The sequence below is a fragment of the Paralcaligenes ureilyticus genome (genome assembly GCF_004346225.1).
In the GTDB taxonomy this organism is placed as follows: Bacteria; Pseudomonadota; Gammaproteobacteria; order Burkholderiales; family Burkholderiaceae_B; genus Paralcaligenes; species Paralcaligenes ureilyticus.
In genome coordinates this window covers 40,580-57,213 of record NZ_SMAJ01000011.1, presented here as the reverse complement: position 1 = coordinate 57,213, position 16,634 = coordinate 40,580, and the positions used below count along the sequence as shown (strand labels likewise).

At 53.0% G+C, this 16,634-nt stretch carries 19 protein-coding genes; 13 read left to right on the top strand and 6 right to left on the bottom strand.

What is annotated here, in order from left to right; genetic code table 11:
* Positions 1–16: 16 nt before the first annotated feature.
* Together EDC26_RS13820 and EDC26_RS13815 are read left to right on the top strand one after the other, a co-directional pair.
* The gene (locus EDC26_RS13820; RefSeq protein ID WP_132583602.1) at positions 17–292 is read left to right on the top strand and encodes a type II toxin-antitoxin system Phd/YefM family antitoxin; all 276 of its coding nucleotides are present in this window, start codon (positions 17–19) and stop codon (positions 290–292) included.
* Positions 292–633, top strand: a complete 342-nt coding sequence (locus EDC26_RS13815; RefSeq protein ID WP_132583600.1) for a type II toxin-antitoxin system RelE/ParE family toxin — start codon at positions 292–294, stop codon at positions 631–633. Before EDC26_RS13820 ends, EDC26_RS13815 begins: the two co-directional genes overlap by 1 nt.
* 26 nt (positions 634–659) lie before the next feature.
* On the opposite strand, the gene EDC26_RS13810 is transcribed toward EDC26_RS13815, so the two are convergent.
* Positions 660–1,283 carry a trimeric intracellular cation channel family protein gene (locus EDC26_RS13810; RefSeq protein ID WP_243700919.1) on the bottom strand — a complete coding sequence of 208 codons (624 nt, stop codon included), beginning with the start codon at positions 1,281–1,283 and terminating at the stop codon, positions 660–662.
* Complete coding sequence (locus EDC26_RS13805) at positions 1,280–2,548, bottom strand: M20 family metallopeptidase (RefSeq protein WP_132583596.1); 1,269 nt, start codon at positions 2,546–2,548, stop codon at positions 1,280–1,282. Before EDC26_RS13805 ends, EDC26_RS13810 begins: the two co-directional genes overlap by 4 nt.
* A gap of 259 nt (positions 2,549–2,807) precedes the next feature.
* Here EDC26_RS13805 and EDC26_RS13800 point away from each other — a divergent pair, with 259 nt between their 5' ends.
* Positions 2,808–3,524 (top strand): haloacid dehalogenase type II, encoded by a 717-nt coding sequence (locus EDC26_RS13800; RefSeq protein ID WP_132583594.1) that lies wholly within the window; start codon positions 2,808–2,810, stop codon positions 3,522–3,524.
* An 88-nt stretch (positions 3,525–3,612) separates the two neighbouring features.
* Here EDC26_RS13800 and EDC26_RS13795 read toward each other — a convergent pair whose 3' ends face one another.
* Positions 3,613–4,302 carry a haloacid dehalogenase type II gene (locus tag EDC26_RS13795; protein ID WP_132583592.1) on the bottom strand — a complete coding sequence of 230 codons (690 nt, stop codon included), beginning with the start codon at positions 4,300–4,302 and terminating at the stop codon, positions 3,613–3,615.
* A 223-nt stretch (positions 4,303–4,525) separates the two neighbouring features.
* Between EDC26_RS13795 and EDC26_RS13790 the strand changes: the two genes are divergently transcribed.
* A complete protein-coding gene (locus EDC26_RS13790; protein ID WP_132583590.1) occupies positions 4,526–4,933 on the top strand; it encodes an RcnB family protein in 408 nt (135 codons plus the stop codon).
* 107 nt (positions 4,934–5,040) lie between these two features.
* Here EDC26_RS13790 and EDC26_RS13785 read toward each other — a convergent pair whose 3' ends face one another.
* The 3 genes from EDC26_RS13785 to EDC26_RS13775 all read right to left on the bottom strand — a co-directional run bounded on the left by EDC26_RS13785 (position 5,041) and on the right by EDC26_RS13775 (position 8,435).
* Positions 5,041–5,325, bottom strand: coding sequence for a hypothetical protein (locus tag EDC26_RS13785; RefSeq protein WP_132583588.1), 285 nt, complete (start codon positions 5,323–5,325; stop codon positions 5,041–5,043).
* A 790-nt stretch (positions 5,326–6,115) separates the two neighbouring features.
* On the bottom strand, positions 6,116–7,672 hold the full coding sequence (locus EDC26_RS13780; protein WP_132583586.1) for an AMP-binding protein: 1,557 nt from the start codon (positions 7,670–7,672) through the stop codon (positions 6,116–6,118).
* 61 nt (positions 7,673–7,733) lie between these two features.
* Positions 7,734–8,435, bottom strand: coding sequence for a GntR family transcriptional regulator (locus EDC26_RS13775; protein WP_132583584.1), 702 nt, complete (start codon positions 8,433–8,435; stop codon positions 7,734–7,736).
* 142 nt (positions 8,436–8,577) lie between these two features.
* Here EDC26_RS13775 and EDC26_RS13770 point away from each other — a divergent pair, with 142 nt between their 5' ends.
* Genes EDC26_RS13770 through EDC26_RS13730 form a run of 9 tightly spaced genes read left to right on the top strand, consistent with a single transcriptional unit; the run spans position 8,578 to position 16,626 of the window.
* A complete protein-coding gene (locus EDC26_RS13770) occupies positions 8,578–9,738 on the top strand; it encodes an acyl-CoA dehydrogenase family protein (protein WP_243700918.1) in 1,161 nt (386 codons plus the stop codon).
* Positions 9,739–9,748: 10 nt separating this feature from the next.
* The gene (locus tag EDC26_RS13765; protein ID WP_132583582.1) at positions 9,749–10,630 is read left to right on the top strand and encodes a branched-chain amino acid ABC transporter permease; all 882 of its coding nucleotides are present in this window, start codon (positions 9,749–9,751) and stop codon (positions 10,628–10,630) included.
* Positions 10,627–11,562, top strand: a complete 936-nt coding sequence (locus EDC26_RS13760) for a branched-chain amino acid ABC transporter permease (RefSeq protein WP_132583580.1) — start codon at positions 10,627–10,629, stop codon at positions 11,560–11,562. Before EDC26_RS13765 ends, EDC26_RS13760 begins: the two co-directional genes overlap by 4 nt.
* Positions 11,559–12,290 (top strand): ABC transporter ATP-binding protein, encoded by a 732-nt coding sequence (locus EDC26_RS13755; protein WP_132583578.1) that lies wholly within the window; start codon positions 11,559–11,561, stop codon positions 12,288–12,290. The genes EDC26_RS13760 and EDC26_RS13755 overlap by 4 nt, the downstream gene beginning before the upstream one ends.
* Positions 12,287–13,009: an ABC transporter ATP-binding protein gene (locus EDC26_RS13750; RefSeq protein ID WP_132583576.1), complete on the top strand. Its 723-nt coding sequence runs from the start codon at positions 12,287–12,289 to the stop codon at positions 13,007–13,009. Before EDC26_RS13755 ends, EDC26_RS13750 begins: the two co-directional genes overlap by 4 nt.
* Positions 13,010–13,019: 10 nt before the next feature.
* The gene (locus tag EDC26_RS13745) at positions 13,020–14,183 is read left to right on the top strand and encodes a thiolase family protein (protein WP_132583574.1); all 1,164 of its coding nucleotides are present in this window, start codon (positions 13,020–13,022) and stop codon (positions 14,181–14,183) included.
* The gene (locus EDC26_RS13740; protein WP_132583572.1) at positions 14,180–14,590 is read left to right on the top strand and encodes a Zn-ribbon domain-containing OB-fold protein; all 411 of its coding nucleotides are present in this window, start codon (positions 14,180–14,182) and stop codon (positions 14,588–14,590) included. Before EDC26_RS13745 ends, EDC26_RS13740 begins: the two co-directional genes overlap by 4 nt.
* Positions 14,591–14,619: 29 nt before the next feature.
* Complete coding sequence (locus EDC26_RS13735; RefSeq protein ID WP_132583570.1) at positions 14,620–15,822, top strand: ABC transporter substrate-binding protein; 1,203 nt, start codon at positions 14,620–14,622, stop codon at positions 15,820–15,822.
* 42 nt (positions 15,823–15,864) lie between these two features.
* On the top strand, positions 15,865–16,626 hold the full coding sequence (locus EDC26_RS13730; RefSeq protein WP_132583568.1) for an enoyl-CoA hydratase/isomerase family protein: 762 nt from the start codon (positions 15,865–15,867) through the stop codon (positions 16,624–16,626).
* Positions 16,627–16,634: the final 8 nt, after the last annotated feature.

Below are 16,634 nucleotides of genomic sequence, written 5' to 3'. Positions count from 1 at the left end.
ATTAAGGATACCTACCATGCGCTACTCATCCCAAGTCAGACCCATCAGCTATCTCAAGGCTAATGCAGCCAAGGTACTGACTCAGCTAGGCGAGCTACGCGAACCATTGGTCATTACTCAGAATGGCGAGGCCAAGGCCGTGTTGCAAGATGTGGCTTCATTCGAGAAAACTCAGGAGACATTGGCACTGCTGAAAATCCTGGCTTTGGGCAGTCAGGAAGTTACGGCTGGCAAGGTCAAGCCCGTAGGGGATGTCGTTGCGCGTCTGCGTGCCAAGCGAGCGCCGGCCTGATGCCAGCAGCCAAGGCCCCCTTCGAGATCCTGCTCACGAAGGGGGCCGAGCACGATCTTGAATCAATATATGACTACATCGCTGAGTTCGATTGCGTAGCCAACGCCAATTACGTGCTCGACCGATTGTTGGAAGCAGTAGAAAGCTTGTCGCGATTTCCTGAACGTAACGGTTATCCCGCGGAACTGAGTACGCTTGGCATTCGGGAGTATCGACAGACGTTTTTCAAACCATACCGGGTGATTTACCGCGTGGTGGAAGCCAAAGTCATTATTTATGTCATTGCGGATGGCCGACGGGATATGCAATCGCTATTGGCTCAACGTCTTCTCGAAGCGTAGCGCTTCATCCTTCTTCGTGTCAGATCCTACTCTTTGTCGTTGGCAAACCGGGGAAGGTTCCAGTGAAAGCATAGCGATAGGTAGCGAATCGCAAAACACAAGGCTATTGCCACCCAGGGAACCCAGCGCAAAGACCAGCCGAGGGTTTCGCCGCCAGTCTGAAGCACCGCGGCGACAAGCGCCGCCGAGGCGTAGATTTCTTTCTGCAAAATGACGGGCGTGCGATTGAGCAGCAGGTCGCGCAATGCGCCGCCGCCCACTGCCGATATCATGCCAAGAATAATGGCCGCTTCCATGCTGTGGCCGTAAACCAGCGCCTTATGGGCGCCGAAAACGGCAAAAAAACCCAGCCCCACGGCATCGAACAAAAGTACCGGCTGAGAGAGTTTTTGCACCAGTTGACCAGCACCGATGACTAGGCCCGCCGCAACGATGGACAGTGCAAGATAACGCCAATCCGACAAACCTGCGGGTGGTAGCGCGCCTATGCACACATCCCTGATAATGCCTCCGCCGCAGGCCGTCGTGTAGGCCAGCGTAATGATGCCGAATAAATCCAGCTTTTTCTGATGCGCGGCAACGGCTCCGCTGATGGCGAAAGCGAAGGTGCCTATCAGATCGAGCGATGTGAACAAGGCATGTATAGTCACGCCTTTTTCTCCTTCGCGCATAGCCAGACGGATGCGGCCGTCAGCATGGCTTGCAACCCGGTTTTCAATGTAGGGTCGAGCGTCGGGGCGAATTTGGGCGAATGATTGCTCGGAATTTCGTTGAGTTTCTTTGCTTCCTTGGCCTTGACGTAGGTTTGGGCGTCAGTGCCTCCCACAAACCAGAAAACATAAGGCACTTTCCAGGCGCGCCCGAACGTGCTGAAGTCTTCACTGGCGCCGGCGGGCTTGGTTTCATGTGCGCGCTCGCCGAACTGTGCATTAAATGCCTGCGCGACCTTTTCGGTCGCCTCGACATCGTTGCGGGTCAAGGGGTAAGTACTGAGAGCGGTAAATTCAGGCTCCCGTGGGGCGTTCGACGCGGCGCATTCCGCGCAGCAGATACGCTTGACGGCGGAAAGCATGGTGCTGCGTACGTCTTCGTCATAGGTACGTATGTTCAGCTTGAGCGTGGCCTCGTCCGGGATAATGTTTTCCTTGGTCCCGGCCTGCAGCGATCCAATTGTCAATACCGCGCTATCTATCGGCGCGATTTCGCGTGAAACGATCGTTTGCAGCCGCATCGTAGTCGATGCCGCCATAATGACCGGGTCGATAGACGTTTGTGGTTGCGAGCCATGCGAGCCGCGACCGAAAAGCCTGACCTTCATGCTGTCGCCCGCAGACAGGATGACGCCACTGCGATAGCCTACGGTGCCCGCTTCACCGACCATGACATGCTGGCCCAGAATGATGTCCGGTTTGGGAAAGCGTTCGAGCATCCCATCGTCGATCATGCCTTGTGCCCCGCGCCCGACTTCCTCGCCAGGCTGGAAAACCGCCAACACAGTGCCCTTCCACACATCGCGGTGTCTGGACAGAAGCCGCGCCGCACCCATTAGCCAGGTGACGTGCATATCATGGCCGCAGGCGTGGGCCACACCGACCTCGATGCCGTCTTCGTCCCTGGCCTTAGTGGTACTGGCATACGGCAAGCCAGTGGCTTCGGTGACGGGAAGCGCATCCATATCGGCACGCAGCATGACCGTGGGGCCTTCGCCGTTTTTCAAGACGCCGACGACCCCGGTCAGGCCAATCTGGCGCGATACCTCGAAACCCTGGGCCGCCAGATAGTCGGCCGCAATACCCGCGGTGCGGGCCTCCTGCATGGAAAGCTCGGGGTTGCGGTGCAAGTCTTTATAAATGGCTTCCAATTCAGAAAGCACTTCTTTAGCATCAATGTCCAAAGCCGAGGTCAGCGCATTCATGACATTTTCCTTTCTATCGCCTGAAATGGGTCAAGTGGCCTGTCGTCAGAGTAATGCATCGAAATGGCACCCACAAGGGCGACCACAAGGGTCACCCCTACAAAACATGGCCGTGAGTCATGTAGCGGCACCCCTTGTGGGTGCCAAATCGTCAAGGATCGAGATGGTATCTGCAAAGCATGCCGCAGCGGATCACACCGTTGCCAGGTGCTCGCCCTCTGGCGGTATAGTAATGCCTGAAAAATAAGCGGAATCACTCATGAGTCAGATCAAGGCATTCTGTTTCGATGTATTCGGCACGGTCGTCGACTGGCGCCGCGGCGTAGCCCGCGAAGCGGCCAGGTTTTTCCACGGACACGGGCTGGAACATATTGATGCCCACCAATTCGCCGACACCTGGCGCAGCCTGTACCAACCCGCCATGCAAGCCTGCCGCAACGGCGAACGGCCTTACACGCGCCTCGATGTCCTGCACCGCGAAAACCTCGAGAAAGCACTGCGGTCGTTCGACGTGGACATCACCACCATCACCGAAGCCGAACTCGGAGCGCTGAACCTGGCATGGCATCGGCTCGACCCCTGGCCCGACGTCGCCGCCGGGCTGGCGCGCCTGAAAACGAAATACATCATCGCGCCCGCCTCGAACGGCAACATCGCCATCATGATCGACCTGGCCAGGCGTGGCGGCCTGCCGTGGGACGCCATCCTGGGAGCCGAAGTAACCCAGGCCTACAAGCCCGCCCCCCAGGCCTACACACGCATGGCCGAAATCCTGGGTCTGGCTCCCGGTGAAGTCTGCATGACCGCCGCGCACAACAACGACCTGCACGCCGCAAGGCAATGCGGACTGGCCACGGCTTTCGTCACGCGCCCGACCGAACACGGGCCCGCGCAAAGCACGGACCTGGAGCCCTCGGAATCGTGGGACATCGTCGCCCATGATTTCAACGAGCTGGCCGGCAAGGCTGCCCTGTAGGTAGACGAGCATTTCCTTCCGCGAGTACGGTTTTGCCACCCACAAGGGGTGGCGCTACATACGTCACGAACACACCCATAAAATGCCGCTACAACGGCGCGCCACGCAAGTGATTCAGCAAGCCGGTCAATGAACTACCCATCCCCCGCGGCACCACCCCCAGACGCTCGACCGGGCTGGATTGGCGATTAACCCAGAACGTGCTGAAGCCAAACCACGCGGCGCCGCTGACATCCCACCCATTGGATGAAACAAAATTGATCTGCCGCGCGGGCAGGCTGAAGGCATCGCAAGCCATCTGGTAGACCTGCGGATCGGGCTTGTATTTTTTGATTTGATCGACGCTAAGCACGTAAGTGAACAGGCCTTCCATGCCCGCATTGCGCACCAGATGATCAAGCATTGTCTGATTGCCATTGGACAGGATGGCCAGTTTGCCGCCCAGGTCCTTGATGGAGTTCAACACCGCCAGGCTTTCCGGAAAAGGCGCCAGACTCAGGTAAGCCGCCATCAAGCGGTCTCGACTGTTCGACGCCAGGTTCAACTGTAGTTTTTCGGCCGTGTATTGCAAGGCCGACCTGGTAACTTCCCAGAAGTCCTCGTAGCGCCCGCCCATGGTGCGCAGAAAACAGTATTCAAGCTGTTTCGCACGCCATATTTGGGAAAACTCGCCTCCGCTACCGGGGAAGAGCGTCTCAGCTAGAGCCGTCACCGAATGAACATCGAAAAGAGTGCCGTAGGCGTCAAAAGCCACAGCAAAATTGTCAGCGGATTCCATACCTGATTCTCGTTAATTCATGCGTTGCGCGGAAACCTATCCACACCGAAATAACCACGATAGGTTTTGTAACCTTGGCGGCTAAACCGCCATGGGTCTAAAACATCTTTAATGCTTAAATGGGCATCAGGCAGGCCATCGGAATAGGTAGGCGCCTTGATGCAAGAGAAGGATTACTGACACCAACTCTACCGATTGCGATGCTACAACAGGAGTGTGATATATGAACAGCAAATTGATTGGTTCCACCGTCCTGGCACTATGTGTAACGGCATGCGGTTCCGCTTTCGCTCAAAACGACCATCGCGATAGCGGGCACGACAGGCCGTCGGCGCATGACTTTCGAAATAACGATCACGGGCGCAATGCACACGAAGCGCCGCCTCCACGCAGAATGCCTGCACGCGAACATGAAGATCACCGTGGACGCGGAGCGGGGCCTTCTCACAATTTCTACAGAGGCGGACGGCTCCCTCCGGAATACCGGAACAGGCAGTACGTTATTGAAGATTGGCGCGGCCATCACTTGAGCCCCCCGCCCCGCGGTTATTATTGGGTTCAGACAGGCGGCGATTTTGTGCTTGCGGCCATCACCACGGGCCTCATTGCGCAAATTATCCTTAGCAACTAACCCAGTACGCTTCTTGGTTCCTGACTGGGCGCCGCCTCAAGTGCCCTGGAACATAAAAGCCCCAGTCGTTTCCGGCTGGGGCTTTTGCGTGGGACGTCGCGGATCGATCAGTAGACAACAGTGACCCGGTAAACCTGCGCTTTCTGATCGCGCGTAGCCGCCGCATGTGCCGATGAAGATTCTATTGGGGTTGCGACGACCTGATGCAGCACTTCGTTGCGACAGACATTTTTCACAGACTCGAGGGCCGTAGGCGATAGGTCGCACTGCGCCAGAATGTTGACTCTTACCTGGAACGCCCCTGATGTAACGCCGTCCTGGCCCGCTACCGCAGCCTGCGTGCACAGGAACAGCAGGGCTCCAATCGACAGGCCTAGTCCGTTTTTCATCATTATAAAAATACGTTTTGCCCTCATCACATCCACCTTTGATCGCTTCCAATCACCAGACCTATATAGACAAAAGTCGCCACCATGACGACCTATGCCACCGAGGAATCAATGGCCATTGGCGCAAGCCATTGACATATTTACATTTGATGGCGAAATAAATGTCTGAATTCAAACAAATTTTAAACTTTATTTAATTAACTTCAAGTTTTTTTTGTCGAAATGCAACAAACATTACGTCAATGCCCGATGTAAAAGGCCGTGGTCAAACACGAATATTGAAATGATGGGAGGTATGAAAGCTTTGTATAAGCACTGATATACGGGGCTTGTGGCATAGATGGCAATCGAGCTGACTATGTGAAATGTAGGTTTCGAGTCGACCAATAAAATAGAATTATAAATGGTAGAAAATTTACAATTCTATAAAAAGAGTGACCATTCCAGGAATAGATACCTCACATTTTTAATTTATTCTGAATACCGCCACAGCCTGCGCCAAATGCTGCACCTGATCTTGCAGCGAACCGGCCGTGGCAGACACCTCTTCCACCAGGGCGGCGTTTTGCTGAGTAACCTGATCCATTTGCACCATAACCAGGTTCACCTGGGAGCCAAGCCTAATATCAGCAGTCTAAACTTAACGCGATTTTCATAGGCACCGAGTCTTGGCTTTATTTTTGGCACACCAAAGGGGTGCCACTACCGACATCACCTGCAACCCCAACAAGCACTAAAACACAACAAGCCGATCTAGCAAATACGGGGCCATCAACACAGTATATTTGGCCCTTTAAACACCCGCTTGCTGGTCAAGGTTCCAATAAGGTGCCCGAAGTCTCTTTTTATCTACCTTATTTGTGCTGGCTACACGCGGAAGCGCCTCTACAAACTTGACAACCCTAGGTTTTTTATAGCTAGCGATATGCATCTGACAGTGCTCGATTAATTCGCTCGCTTCCGGCTCTCCGTTACGACATACAACGAAAGCCATTACGGACTCCCCCCATTTTTCATCGGGAATGCCTATTACGGCGGTTTCAAAGACCGATGGATGCGTTAATAACGCCTCTTCAACCTCGCGAGAATATATATTCTCACCGCCGGAGATGATCATGTCCTTTTTGCGATCAACCACAAACAGGTAATGCTCATTGTCAAAGTAGCCCAGGTCGCCGGTGAAGTACCAGCCGTCTCGAATAGCACTAAGGGTCGCCTGCGTATTATTCCAGTAGCCGTGCATAGTGGCAGGGCTATTAATGGTGACTTCGCCCACTTCGCCCACTTCGCAAGCACTCCCATTCGAGCGACGCACAACAATATTGCAGCCAAAATAAGGCTGGCCTGCCGAAGCCAGCCGCTTCACCTCATCAGGAGCGCCATCAAGCCTGTGTTGATGTTTGTACATAAAAGAGCCGACCAAGCATTCAGTCATTCCGTAGGCCTGCGCAAAAATAGAGCCAAATTGTGCAATTGCTCGCTTAAGAAGAGGAACAGGCATCGGGGCCGATGAGTAAACAATTAAACTTAAATAATTCGGCCCGTTTCGTATTTCTTCCGGAGCATCTAGCAACATTTGAATCATGACAGGGGCAAGCAGCGCCGCCGTAACCCGATGACGCGCAAAATTAGCGAAGATAACCTTCACATCAAAAGCGCGGAGCAGCACTATCGAAGCGCCGGCCCATGCATACCCAAGATAAATATTAGGTGCTCCGGCATGATAGAAGGGCATCACCATCAGCACTCGATCTATCGGAGTGGCGGCACAGGCATTTGACGTTATTTTTGCCTGTTCTATCTGAGCCGCATGGGTCTGCATTACTCCTTTGGGGTGCCCCGTCGTACCGCTGGTATAAACCAGAAATACAATATCCTGCTCTATAGCCCTTAAGGCTGGCTTATCGCCAGACGACCGCGCCAGCAATTCATCGTAGTCGCAGCCGTCCTTCGCATTTTTTCTGCCAATACAAATTAGCTGCGGTACGCTTGAGAGTTTTTCACAAATTTCTGCCACACGCTCTGAGTACTGCTCTTCAAATATCCAGATTGCAGGCAAACAATCATTGATAATATGCAGCTGCTCGCTCGCGGCAAGTCGATAATTAAGCCCAACACTAATCAGGCCGGTCAGGCTACACGCGCAATTCAGTTCCAAAAACTCAGGACAATTCTGCGCCAAGATGAGAACTCGATCCTGCTTACGCGCACCCAGGTTCTGTAAAGCGTTACCCAGGCGATAGGCCCTGTTCAAAAACTCAGCGTGGGTAATGACCCTGTCTTCATAATAAATAGCAGGCGACTGACCATAATGAGCTGCATTTCGTTCGAACACCTCACCCAATATCATTTTTTCTCCCTTTGGTAAATTTATGCGGGCTTTTTTGCAGCTCCGTCAACGTTTTTCCCACTTAACGGGACCGTGGCTCCGGCTTTAGCAAAGAACCTGACAAGCGCAAAATCCGCGAACATGACCCGCGTAAATGTTGTTGCATCGCCTGGTCTGCCGCATCCGGATCTGCCGCCTTGATTGCCATCGCAATCGGAACATGCTCCTCGATCGACAGTTCGATATCAGCGGGTGTAAGAGCTCGACTAAGTTGCGGCATTAGCATGGGCAACTGCAGTTTATTGATGAGTTCAGCAAGCTGGGCGTTACCACCGATGGTCACGAGAGTCTGATGGAAAAGACTATTTTTTTCGGCGAACCTAGTAGCCGTTAGAGGAGTGTCATCAGGTCCGGCTCGTTCCCACATGGCTTCAAATACTCTCCGATTTTCTGCAACGTTTATGGCCTCGGCGGCCTGGCGCGCAGCCAGGCCTTCTAGCACTTCACGTATCCGAAACAAATTTATCAGTTCAACACGTGAGAGCCTGCGCACCACCGCCCCTCGGTTTGGAACAAGATCGACTATGCCATCCGCCGCTAATCGACTAAATGCCTCTCGCAATGATCCACGACTTACGCCGATATCGGTCATTAGCTCACTCGTGATAAGCCGTTGTCCGGGTGCGAATCTTCCGTGAAATATGCCGTCCCGCAAATGCTGAACCACAAAATTGACTACCTCGCCGCGCGACACATCGGAGGAAAGAAGCCCTTGATTATTCATAATTAGCCTCGCCTTTGCTCAAAAAATCGGTCTGCGAATATTTTTATTCTCAATAATTGACAGACAAATACTATCATATATACTGTCCTACAATTATAGAGGACAATGGCTAAACAAATTAAAACAAGCTCGGGAGACATGCATGGAAGGCGATATGTTGACGTTCAGCGATGCGGGTGAAAACAAACTACTGGCAGAAACGGTGCGTCGATTCATCAAAGAGAGACTAGCCCCGCTAGAGGCTGAGATCGACGCCACAGGCGAGGTCGATCACGATGTGATACAGGCGTTAAAGAAAGAAGCGATATCAATTGGGTTGTTTGGCTACAACATGCCGCGGGAACTCGGGGGTCCAGGCATCAGTGCCGTCGCGCAAAGCGTCATGGACGAAGAGATTGGGCATACATCCATGCCGCTTAGCGAAGTATTCGGCCACCTTCCCGGCTCATTACGGTTTGCTGATGAAAATCAACGCGAGTGGTTGATAAAGCCACTGATGCAGGCAGAAAAGACCATCGCTTATGCGCTAACTGAACCTACTGCTGGCTCGGATTTATCGGCAATCAACACCCGTGCGATGCGTGTCAGCGGAGGTTGGGAATTAAACGGCACCAAACATTTTATTTCAGGTGCTGAACACGCTGACTACATCATAGTCCTGGCGGCCACTAACAAAGATGCACCTCTCAAAAATCGCTTATCAACGTTTATCGTCGAGCGTGAAAATCCAGGACTCAAGCTATTACGACGCTTTAAAACAATGGGATGGCGCGGCCACCCGCTTTCAGAGCTAGCACTGGATAGTTGCTTCGTGCCCGACAAACATATGCTGGGGCAGCCAGGGCAAGGTTTTCTTACCATGATGGCTACCATCAATAAAGATCGATTAATGGTCGCGTCCAAATGCGCAGGAATTGCGCAGGCGTTGATGGATATTGCGCTGCCGTATACGCGCGAACGGAAAACCTTTGGGAAGCGCCTGGCCGACCATCAAGCAATTCAATTTATGGTTGCAGACTGCGATGTCGAGCTGGACGCCGCGCGTCTCCTGAACCGAAAAGCAGCGCACCTGGCAGATTCTGATAGCACAGAATTTCGAATTGCTGCCTCCCGCGCCAAACTCTATGCAAGTGAAATGGGAGGTCGAGTCGCCGATAGAGTCATGCAAATTATGGGCGGCGCGGGCTATACAACAGACCTTCCGGTCGAACGCTTTTATAGAGATGTGCGTGCATTTCGTATCGGCGAAGGAACCTCCGAAATGCAGCGCCTACAAATCGCCCGCCACGTATTAGACAACTAAAGGTACGCACGTGGAAGCAACATTCATCGTACAGTCACTACTACTCGCGCTGACCACAGCAGGGCTATACGCCGCTGTCGCCTCCGGACTCGCCATTGAGTTTGGAGTCACCCGCATTATCAATTTTGCCCATGGCGAGTTTGTCATGCTCGGCGCATTCGTGACCTACTTTTTATATACGCTATACGGCGTGCCACCAGTCTTTGGCATGCTTATCGCGGGCGTAATAATAGGCCTATTTTCCATCCTGATATATCGCAGCTTTCTAGCCAAAGTCTTACGGCAAGACGAGCACAACCAAATCTTGGCCACTCTTGGGCTTTCAATACTTATTGTCAACCTTGCAGTCATCCTCTGGACACCCGATGCGCGTGTCATGCACGCGCCCGCGGTACTACCAACCATTCAGTTCGCTGGAATAACCATCCCAGGAAACAACGCATTCGTGCTGCTGGTCGGTTGTGTTTTATATGCATTACTTATGATATTTATGCGCTATTCCAAGTATGGAATACAACTGCGTCTGGCTAGCGATGACCCGGACTTGGCAACGCTGGCCGGCGTTAACGTGGATCGGATGTTCGGTCTTTCATTTGTTATCGGCGGAATCACTGCCGGCATCGCCGGTGGTTTAGTTGCATTGGTGCTCTACGTGCAACCAGACGTTGGCGTCGCACTTGTCATCCGGGCATTTGCCATCATAGCGCTAGCAGGCTTTGGCAGCATTCCTGGAGCATTGATCGGAGCCGTTCTGCTTTCAATTGCAGAAGGCGTAGTCGCCAACTTTGTATCGCAAGGTGCAAGCTGGGGGTATGGAGTCGCTTTTCTCATCATTCTGGTCGTTTTGCTCATTCGGCCAACTGGGCTATTCGGTAAGGAGTTGCGTTCATGAAGCTCCCTATCAGAAAGAACCTTTTAGTTTACGCGAGCATCGCGATCGCCGGCGGAGGCATCGCCTCTTTCAATAGCCCGTTTTGGGTACAGCTCGCTATCGGCGTTCTCATCTCGGCAATTCTTGCTCTAGCCTGGGATATCCTGTCTCGAACGGGACAGGTAACGTTAGCCTCGGCTGCATTCTTTGGACTTGGTGCCTATGGGGTCGGGCTGCTCGCACCGGTTATGGGCATCTTCTTAGCGTGGATAGCAACCTTGATCATCTGTGCCTTGGTCGCCATGCTGCTTGGCCTCTTAACGCTACGTCTACGAAAAATGTATTTTGCCATTGCGACACTGGGCCTCTCCTTGTCTCTGCAAGTACTTGTATTGGTATTCAAAGAATGGACAGGTGGCAGTGGCGGCCTATCGCCTCCCGTACTGCTCGATGGTGACCCGCGACTTCAACTACTCGCCATCACCGGTTTTGTGCTGATCGCCGCACTGGTTTCAGATTATTTTTTGTCAGATCGACTCAGGCCAGCACTCTTTCTAGTCCGCACAAATCCGGAGTTGGCCGCTGCCAGCGGAATCCCCGTAGTGCGCACACGCATACTGGTCTTCACAGTATCAGGCGTTCTGGCCGGAATAAGCGGGGCGCTCTATGGCGGCTTATACGGCTATGTAGTACCCACAGATGTTTTCACTATCAACTGGAGCGTTCTGCCGCTCGCCATCGTTATTCTCGGAGGCATGGATACCACGCTTGGGCCAATCCTAGGGGCGCTATTAATCAAAGCCATAGAAGAAATCGCTCGAGCCTACATTGGCGGTGTTGGCTATCAAGTTGTCTATGGTGCCATCATTATTCTGTTCGTACTTTTCTTACCCACTGGGCTAATGGGTCTCTTCAAGAAAATCGTGGCACACCTGCATAAGGACCCCAAATGAAGGCAAATCTTTCGGTAGAGAACGTTACCGTCGCATTCGGCGGACTGAAAGCACTGAACAACGTCTCAATCGCTTTCCCGGGAGGTCAGATTACCGGCCTAATCGGGCCGAATGGTTCTGGTAAAAGCACAATGATCAATACCATTTCAGGGCAGCTCACACCCTCAGCCGGTAGTGTCCGCCTGGGCGCACAAGAGATTAATGGCCTGCGGTCAGACCAAATTGCTGTAATGGGGCTGGCACGCACATATCAAATTCCGCGCGTCCCGCCACAACTGACCGTCCAAGAAGTGATCTCCGTCCCGTTCTCTTATGTCCGCCGCAAAAGCCACCTAGCACCGGGAATAGGTGACGAACGGTCGATAGCAGAGTTCTGTGGCCTCTCGCCGGTGGTAATGCGACGTTGTGGAGATCTCTCGATTACGGACCTGCGACGACTTGAGATTGCACGTGCATTGGCATGCGGCCCCGACGTCTTACTGCTAGACGAGGTAATGGCCGGCCTGTCGCATGAGGACGCACACGCCGTCATAGAAATCGTACGTCGGATCCATGCTGCCGGAGTAACGGTTGTGATCGTCGAACACGTTATGTCGATTATCGCCAACCTGTGCGACAGGGTTGTAGTGCTAAACCAAGGAGAGCTACTGGCCGACGGTAAACCGAAGGATGTACTGTCAGCGCCTTCTGTCCGTGAAGCGTACCTCGGGAAAGGATTCAAGTTATGAACACTTTCACTGCAAAAATCTCCGGATCCCGATACGGCCAACTAACAGTGCTGGGAGATGTGACGATGACTGTCGAGTCTGGCGGAATGCTGGTTCTGCTCGGATCCAATGGGGCCGGCAAAACAACAACGCTGCGAAGCCTCGTAGCCGTAGTTGATACGGCTTATCGTGAGGTACACCTGAATGGAAAAAATCTCAGCGGTCTTCCTTCATGGTGCCTCCCAAGTGAAGGAATTGTATTAGTACCCGATGGCGCGAGATGCTTTCCAAACGTCTCGGTATACGACAATTTGCGCGGTACATTCGCAGCCACTCATCAGCGCGTTGACGGTGCTGAGTTCAAGCGCCTCTACGACGAAGTAATCTCGTTCTTTCCCATATTGGGACAACGTGCACAACAGATATCGGGAACGATGAGCGGCGGACAACGACAAATGCTGGCCGTCGGCCGGGCTCTAATGGCCGAGCCACGCGTACTCCTACTCGATGAGCCCTCCGCCGGCCTGGCGCCAATCATCGTCGAAGAACTGTTCGAGACTCTAGGCAAAATAAAACACGAGCGCGGATGCTCCGTTATTCTGGCTGAACAGAATGCAGGCTATGCAACCCAATTCGCCGGCGACTGCATCGTATTAGCCGAAGGCAAGGTCGTGCTGTCCGGTCCTATGAACACGGTGCTATCCGATGAGCGCTTGCGCACTGCTTACTTAGGTTTATAGGGAAGCAAACATGCCACGCATTTCGGATGAAGTCGTAATTATCGGCGTCGGCGAGACCCAGGTGGGCAAACTACCGGGATATCAGGCCGTGCAAATCCAGGCATGGGCCGTGCAAGAGGCTTTGGCCGACTGCGGGCTTCGCACAAGCGATCTCGATGGGCTGATAAACCTCGACCCATACGCCACACCCAACTCAATGTTTTCCTCAACACTCATGGAGTATCTGGGCTTAAAGCTGAAATTTGTATCAACGGTAGACGTGGGAGGCACCGTAACAGGCATGACCATGCTGCAGCAGGCTATTTGGGCTATTGAATCGGGCCATTGCGAAGTCGCTGCATGTGTATATGGTGAAAATACACTAACTGGCCGGCCCGACAACAGACATGGTCTAGCGATGCGTAACCTGCTGGGCGGCGAAGAATGGGAAGACCCATTCGGTGTGCATGGCCTACTAACACCATACGCCCTCGTTGCTCAACGTTATCTGCACCAATACAACGCGACAACCAATGACCTCGCAGAGGTTGCTGTCGTGACCCGCAGGCACGCTCTCAATAACGACAATGCTCAAATGAAAAAAGCGATGAGCATCGAAGACCACCTGAACAGTCGCATGATCAGCTCGCCCTTGCGCTTGCTTGACTGCTGCCTGATTTCTGATGGTGGCGGCGCCGTTATCCTGACGACACGGTCGCGAGCCAAAAAAGCAGGCTGTAAATACGTAACGGTACGCTCGATGGCGATGCGCGGGACTCATAATTCAATTACACAGATACCCGACATCGAAAACCTGGGTTTCGCCGATGCCGGTCACGATGCATTCGAGAGTGCCGGTTTTGGTGTTAAAGACGTACAGGTCGCACTACTACACGACGCATTCACAATATCGGTACTAATCACATTAGAAGCGTTAGGTTTCTGTGGCCCAGGGGAAGGCGGCGATTACATGCGGGCCGGACATGCCAGCATGGGTGGCCGCTGCCCACTCAATCCGCACGGAGGGCTATTATCTCAAGCCCACATCGGTGGCATGCTGCACATTACCGAAGCGGTCCATCAACTACGCGGAACGGCGGGAAAGCGTCAGGTGCCAAACGCTCGTCGTGCAATCGTGAGCGGAAATGGCGGTGTTTTCTCGGTGTGCGGCGTCATGACTTTGGAGGCGGTATGAGTTCAATCTTATATAAAGCGCTACTCCCCACCCCCACCATCGACTCCGCCCCCTTTTGGGCCGGCTGCAACCAAGAAATACTGCTGCTTCAGCATTGCGCTGATTGCAACACTCGCTTCTATTTCCCCCGCCGCCTATGCCCGGCCTGCGGCGGCCAACGCCTTGACTGGGAGCCTAGCGCTGGGACCGGAACCATTTTTTCATTTTCTGAAGTCCGCGTTTCCTTCTTCGGCCCTGAATGGAACACTGAACTGCCCTACACCGTTGTACTGATCGATCTAGACGAGGGGCCACGCATGCTGAGTCGCCTCGTTGGTGGCGACAGAAGCCAAGTGAAAATAGGAGATCGGGTGAAAGTATTTTTTGTCGAAACTGAAAATCAGAAATTACCGTTTTTTACGTTGTAAAAGCCGACTCGTCCAAGGAGAGACTATTCATGAATATTTTTAAATTTCTTAAAACAACGGGAGTTGCAGCGCTGTTATCGTTTGCAGCACTGCCTTTCGCCTCTGCGCAAAGCGCTTCCGAGCCAATAAAAATCGGGGTTCCGCTGCCTCTGACTGGGCCTCTAGCTGGTGGGGGGCGTATGATTCTTGCCGGCATTCAATACGCTGCTGATGAGGCTAACGGGCAAGGCGGTGTGCTTGGCAGAAAAATTCAGCTGCTCATTGAAGATACCAAAAGTGAACCCAATACCGCTGCGGGAATAGCTGCAAAAATGACGAGCCAGGACAAGGTTTTCGCCATTGTTGGTGGTTATGGCAGCACGCCTGATTTTGCCATGCTGCAGGCAGTAAAACGATACAAGCCTATATTCGTCCATGTCGGATCATCAGCGGTAAAACTGGAAGAAACCTTCGGAGCTGAACCATGGTATTACCACGTCTATATTGTTGATTACATGCGCCAAAAGGGTGTCACGTCTTTCCTGAACAGCATAACGCCTCGCCCAAAAACAGTCGCCATTGCCTATGAAGACGGCCTCTACGGCTCGGATGCGGTCAAATTCAGCGATGAGTATTTAGGGAAAGCCAGCTACAAAATCGTAATGAAGGAGCCGTTTAAAGCAGGCAGCCCTGACCTATCGCCGATCTTGAACCGTGTTAAAGCGTTGAATCCCGATGTGTTCTTCTTTGTTGGCTATTCTGGCGACAACATCCAGATTGCACGTCAAGCCCACGAGCTGAAAATAAACCCAAAGCTGACACTGATCATAGCTGCCGGCGAAAAGCGTGAAGATTTTGGCAACTTTGGCAATGGTATTGCCGTCATCGGCGAATGGGCACCCGAGCAGAAAATTGAAGGGCTTGACGCTTTTCTAAAGCGTATTACGCTTGCCTTGCCAGCCAACACGAAGGTTTTGCCTACCTTGGTCATGGGTTACACCGGCATGTTTACGCTTATTCAGTCGATCAAGAAAGCAAACACTCTGGATCACAATAAAGTGATGACTGCAATGGATGGCTCCACATTTGCAACTCCCTTTGGCCAAGTGTCTTATAAAGATTCCGAACGTGGCGGTAAACATCAGCTTCTATCGGAAAAAAACCTGGTTGTCTGGCAATACCGAAAAACGGGCCAAGAAGTAGTTTGGCCTATAGGCAAAGCCAATGGCAAATTGGTATACCCAAGCAATTGACCTTAGTATCGCAAACGCTCATTCACCGACACAAAGGACGCCATGCCTGTTGAAATTCGTTTCAGTGGATCCATCGCGATCATCACACTGAACAATCCAGAGGACCGCAACAGCCTGTCAATGAGGCTCGTGACGGACACGCTGAACATTCTGAACGAGCCTGTTGTACAAAATGCTCGCGCTATCGTGATCACGGCAATCGGGCCAGCCTTCTGTGCTGGCGCCAATATCGACGATCTTTTGCGCAGCGGATGGATGGAGGGGCTGAGTGCCAACTCAAACCCTAGCGCTCTATTTCGCAGAATCGCCTCATACCCCCGCCCAGTGATAGCTGCCGTCCAGGGCATGGCGCTGGGCGGCGGTTTTGAGCTTATGTTGAGTTGCGATTTAGCGATAGCTTCGGACAGTGCCAGTTTTTCGCTACCGGAAATAGGCCATGGCGTCGTTCCAAACACGGGTCTGGCGTTGCTCGCACCCATGGTCGGCAGAAGGAAAGCGCTCGAGCTGATGCTGACACGTCGCCGTATATCAGCGCAGGAAGCACTCGAGCTTGGCATCGTAAACGTGGTTACCCCCTCACTTGCAGTGACGCACACCGCTATCGCTCTGGCGGAAAGCATCGTATCGGGCGCCTCGCCGGGGGCCATTGCAGAGATAAAGACCAGTTTGGACAAACATGCCGGCATAGACTGGGACGAAATTGACGGGACCCTAAAAAGGCTACCTCCCGCCGAATGGCAAGAAGGGCTGAGTGCGTTCACAGAACATCGCCCTCCGAAGTACGACCAATTTTGGGAGAAATAATGCGGCAC

Coding starts and splice junctions, on each gene's coding strand:
- EDC26_RS13820 (WP_132583602.1), top strand. CDS start 17: ATGCGCTACTCATCCCAAGTCAGACCCATCAGCTATCTCAAGGCTAAT.
- EDC26_RS13815 (WP_132583600.1), top strand. CDS start 292: ATGCCAGCAGCCAAGGCCCCCTTCGAGATCCTGCTCACGAAGGGGGCC.
- EDC26_RS13805 (WP_132583596.1), bottom strand. CDS start 2,548: ATGAATGCGCTGACCTCGGCTTTGGACATTGATGCTAAAGAAGTGCTT.
- EDC26_RS13800 (WP_132583594.1), top strand. CDS start 2,808: ATGAGTCAGATCAAGGCATTCTGTTTCGATGTATTCGGCACGGTCGTC.
- EDC26_RS13795 (WP_132583592.1), bottom strand. CDS start 4,302: ATGGAATCCGCTGACAATTTTGCTGTGGCTTTTGACGCCTACGGCACT.
- EDC26_RS13790 (WP_132583590.1), top strand. CDS start 4,526: ATGAACAGCAAATTGATTGGTTCCACCGTCCTGGCACTATGTGTAACG.
- EDC26_RS13785 (WP_132583588.1), bottom strand. CDS start 5,325: ATGATGAAAAACGGACTAGGCCTGTCGATTGGAGCCCTGCTGTTCCTG.
- EDC26_RS13780 (WP_132583586.1), bottom strand. CDS start 7,672: ATGATATTGGGTGAGGTGTTCGAACGAAATGCAGCTCATTATGGTCAG.
- EDC26_RS13775 (WP_132583584.1), bottom strand. CDS start 8,435: ATGAATAATCAAGGGCTTCTTTCCTCCGATGTGTCGCGCGGCGAGGTA.
- EDC26_RS13770 (WP_243700918.1), top strand. CDS start 8,578: ATGGAAGGCGATATGTTGACGTTCAGCGATGCGGGTGAAAACAAACTA.
- EDC26_RS13760 (WP_132583580.1), top strand. CDS start 10,627: ATGAAGCTCCCTATCAGAAAGAACCTTTTAGTTTACGCGAGCATCGCG.
- EDC26_RS13755 (WP_132583578.1), top strand. CDS start 11,559: ATGAAGGCAAATCTTTCGGTAGAGAACGTTACCGTCGCATTCGGCGGA.
- EDC26_RS13750 (WP_132583576.1), top strand. CDS start 12,287: ATGAACACTTTCACTGCAAAAATCTCCGGATCCCGATACGGCCAACTA.
- EDC26_RS13745 (WP_132583574.1), top strand. CDS start 13,020: ATGCCACGCATTTCGGATGAAGTCGTAATTATCGGCGTCGGCGAGACC.
- EDC26_RS13740 (WP_132583572.1), top strand. CDS start 14,180: ATGAGTTCAATCTTATATAAAGCGCTACTCCCCACCCCCACCATCGAC.
- EDC26_RS13735 (WP_132583570.1), top strand. CDS start 14,620: ATGAATATTTTTAAATTTCTTAAAACAACGGGAGTTGCAGCGCTGTTA.
- EDC26_RS13730 (WP_132583568.1), top strand. CDS start 15,865: ATGCCTGTTGAAATTCGTTTCAGTGGATCCATCGCGATCATCACACTG.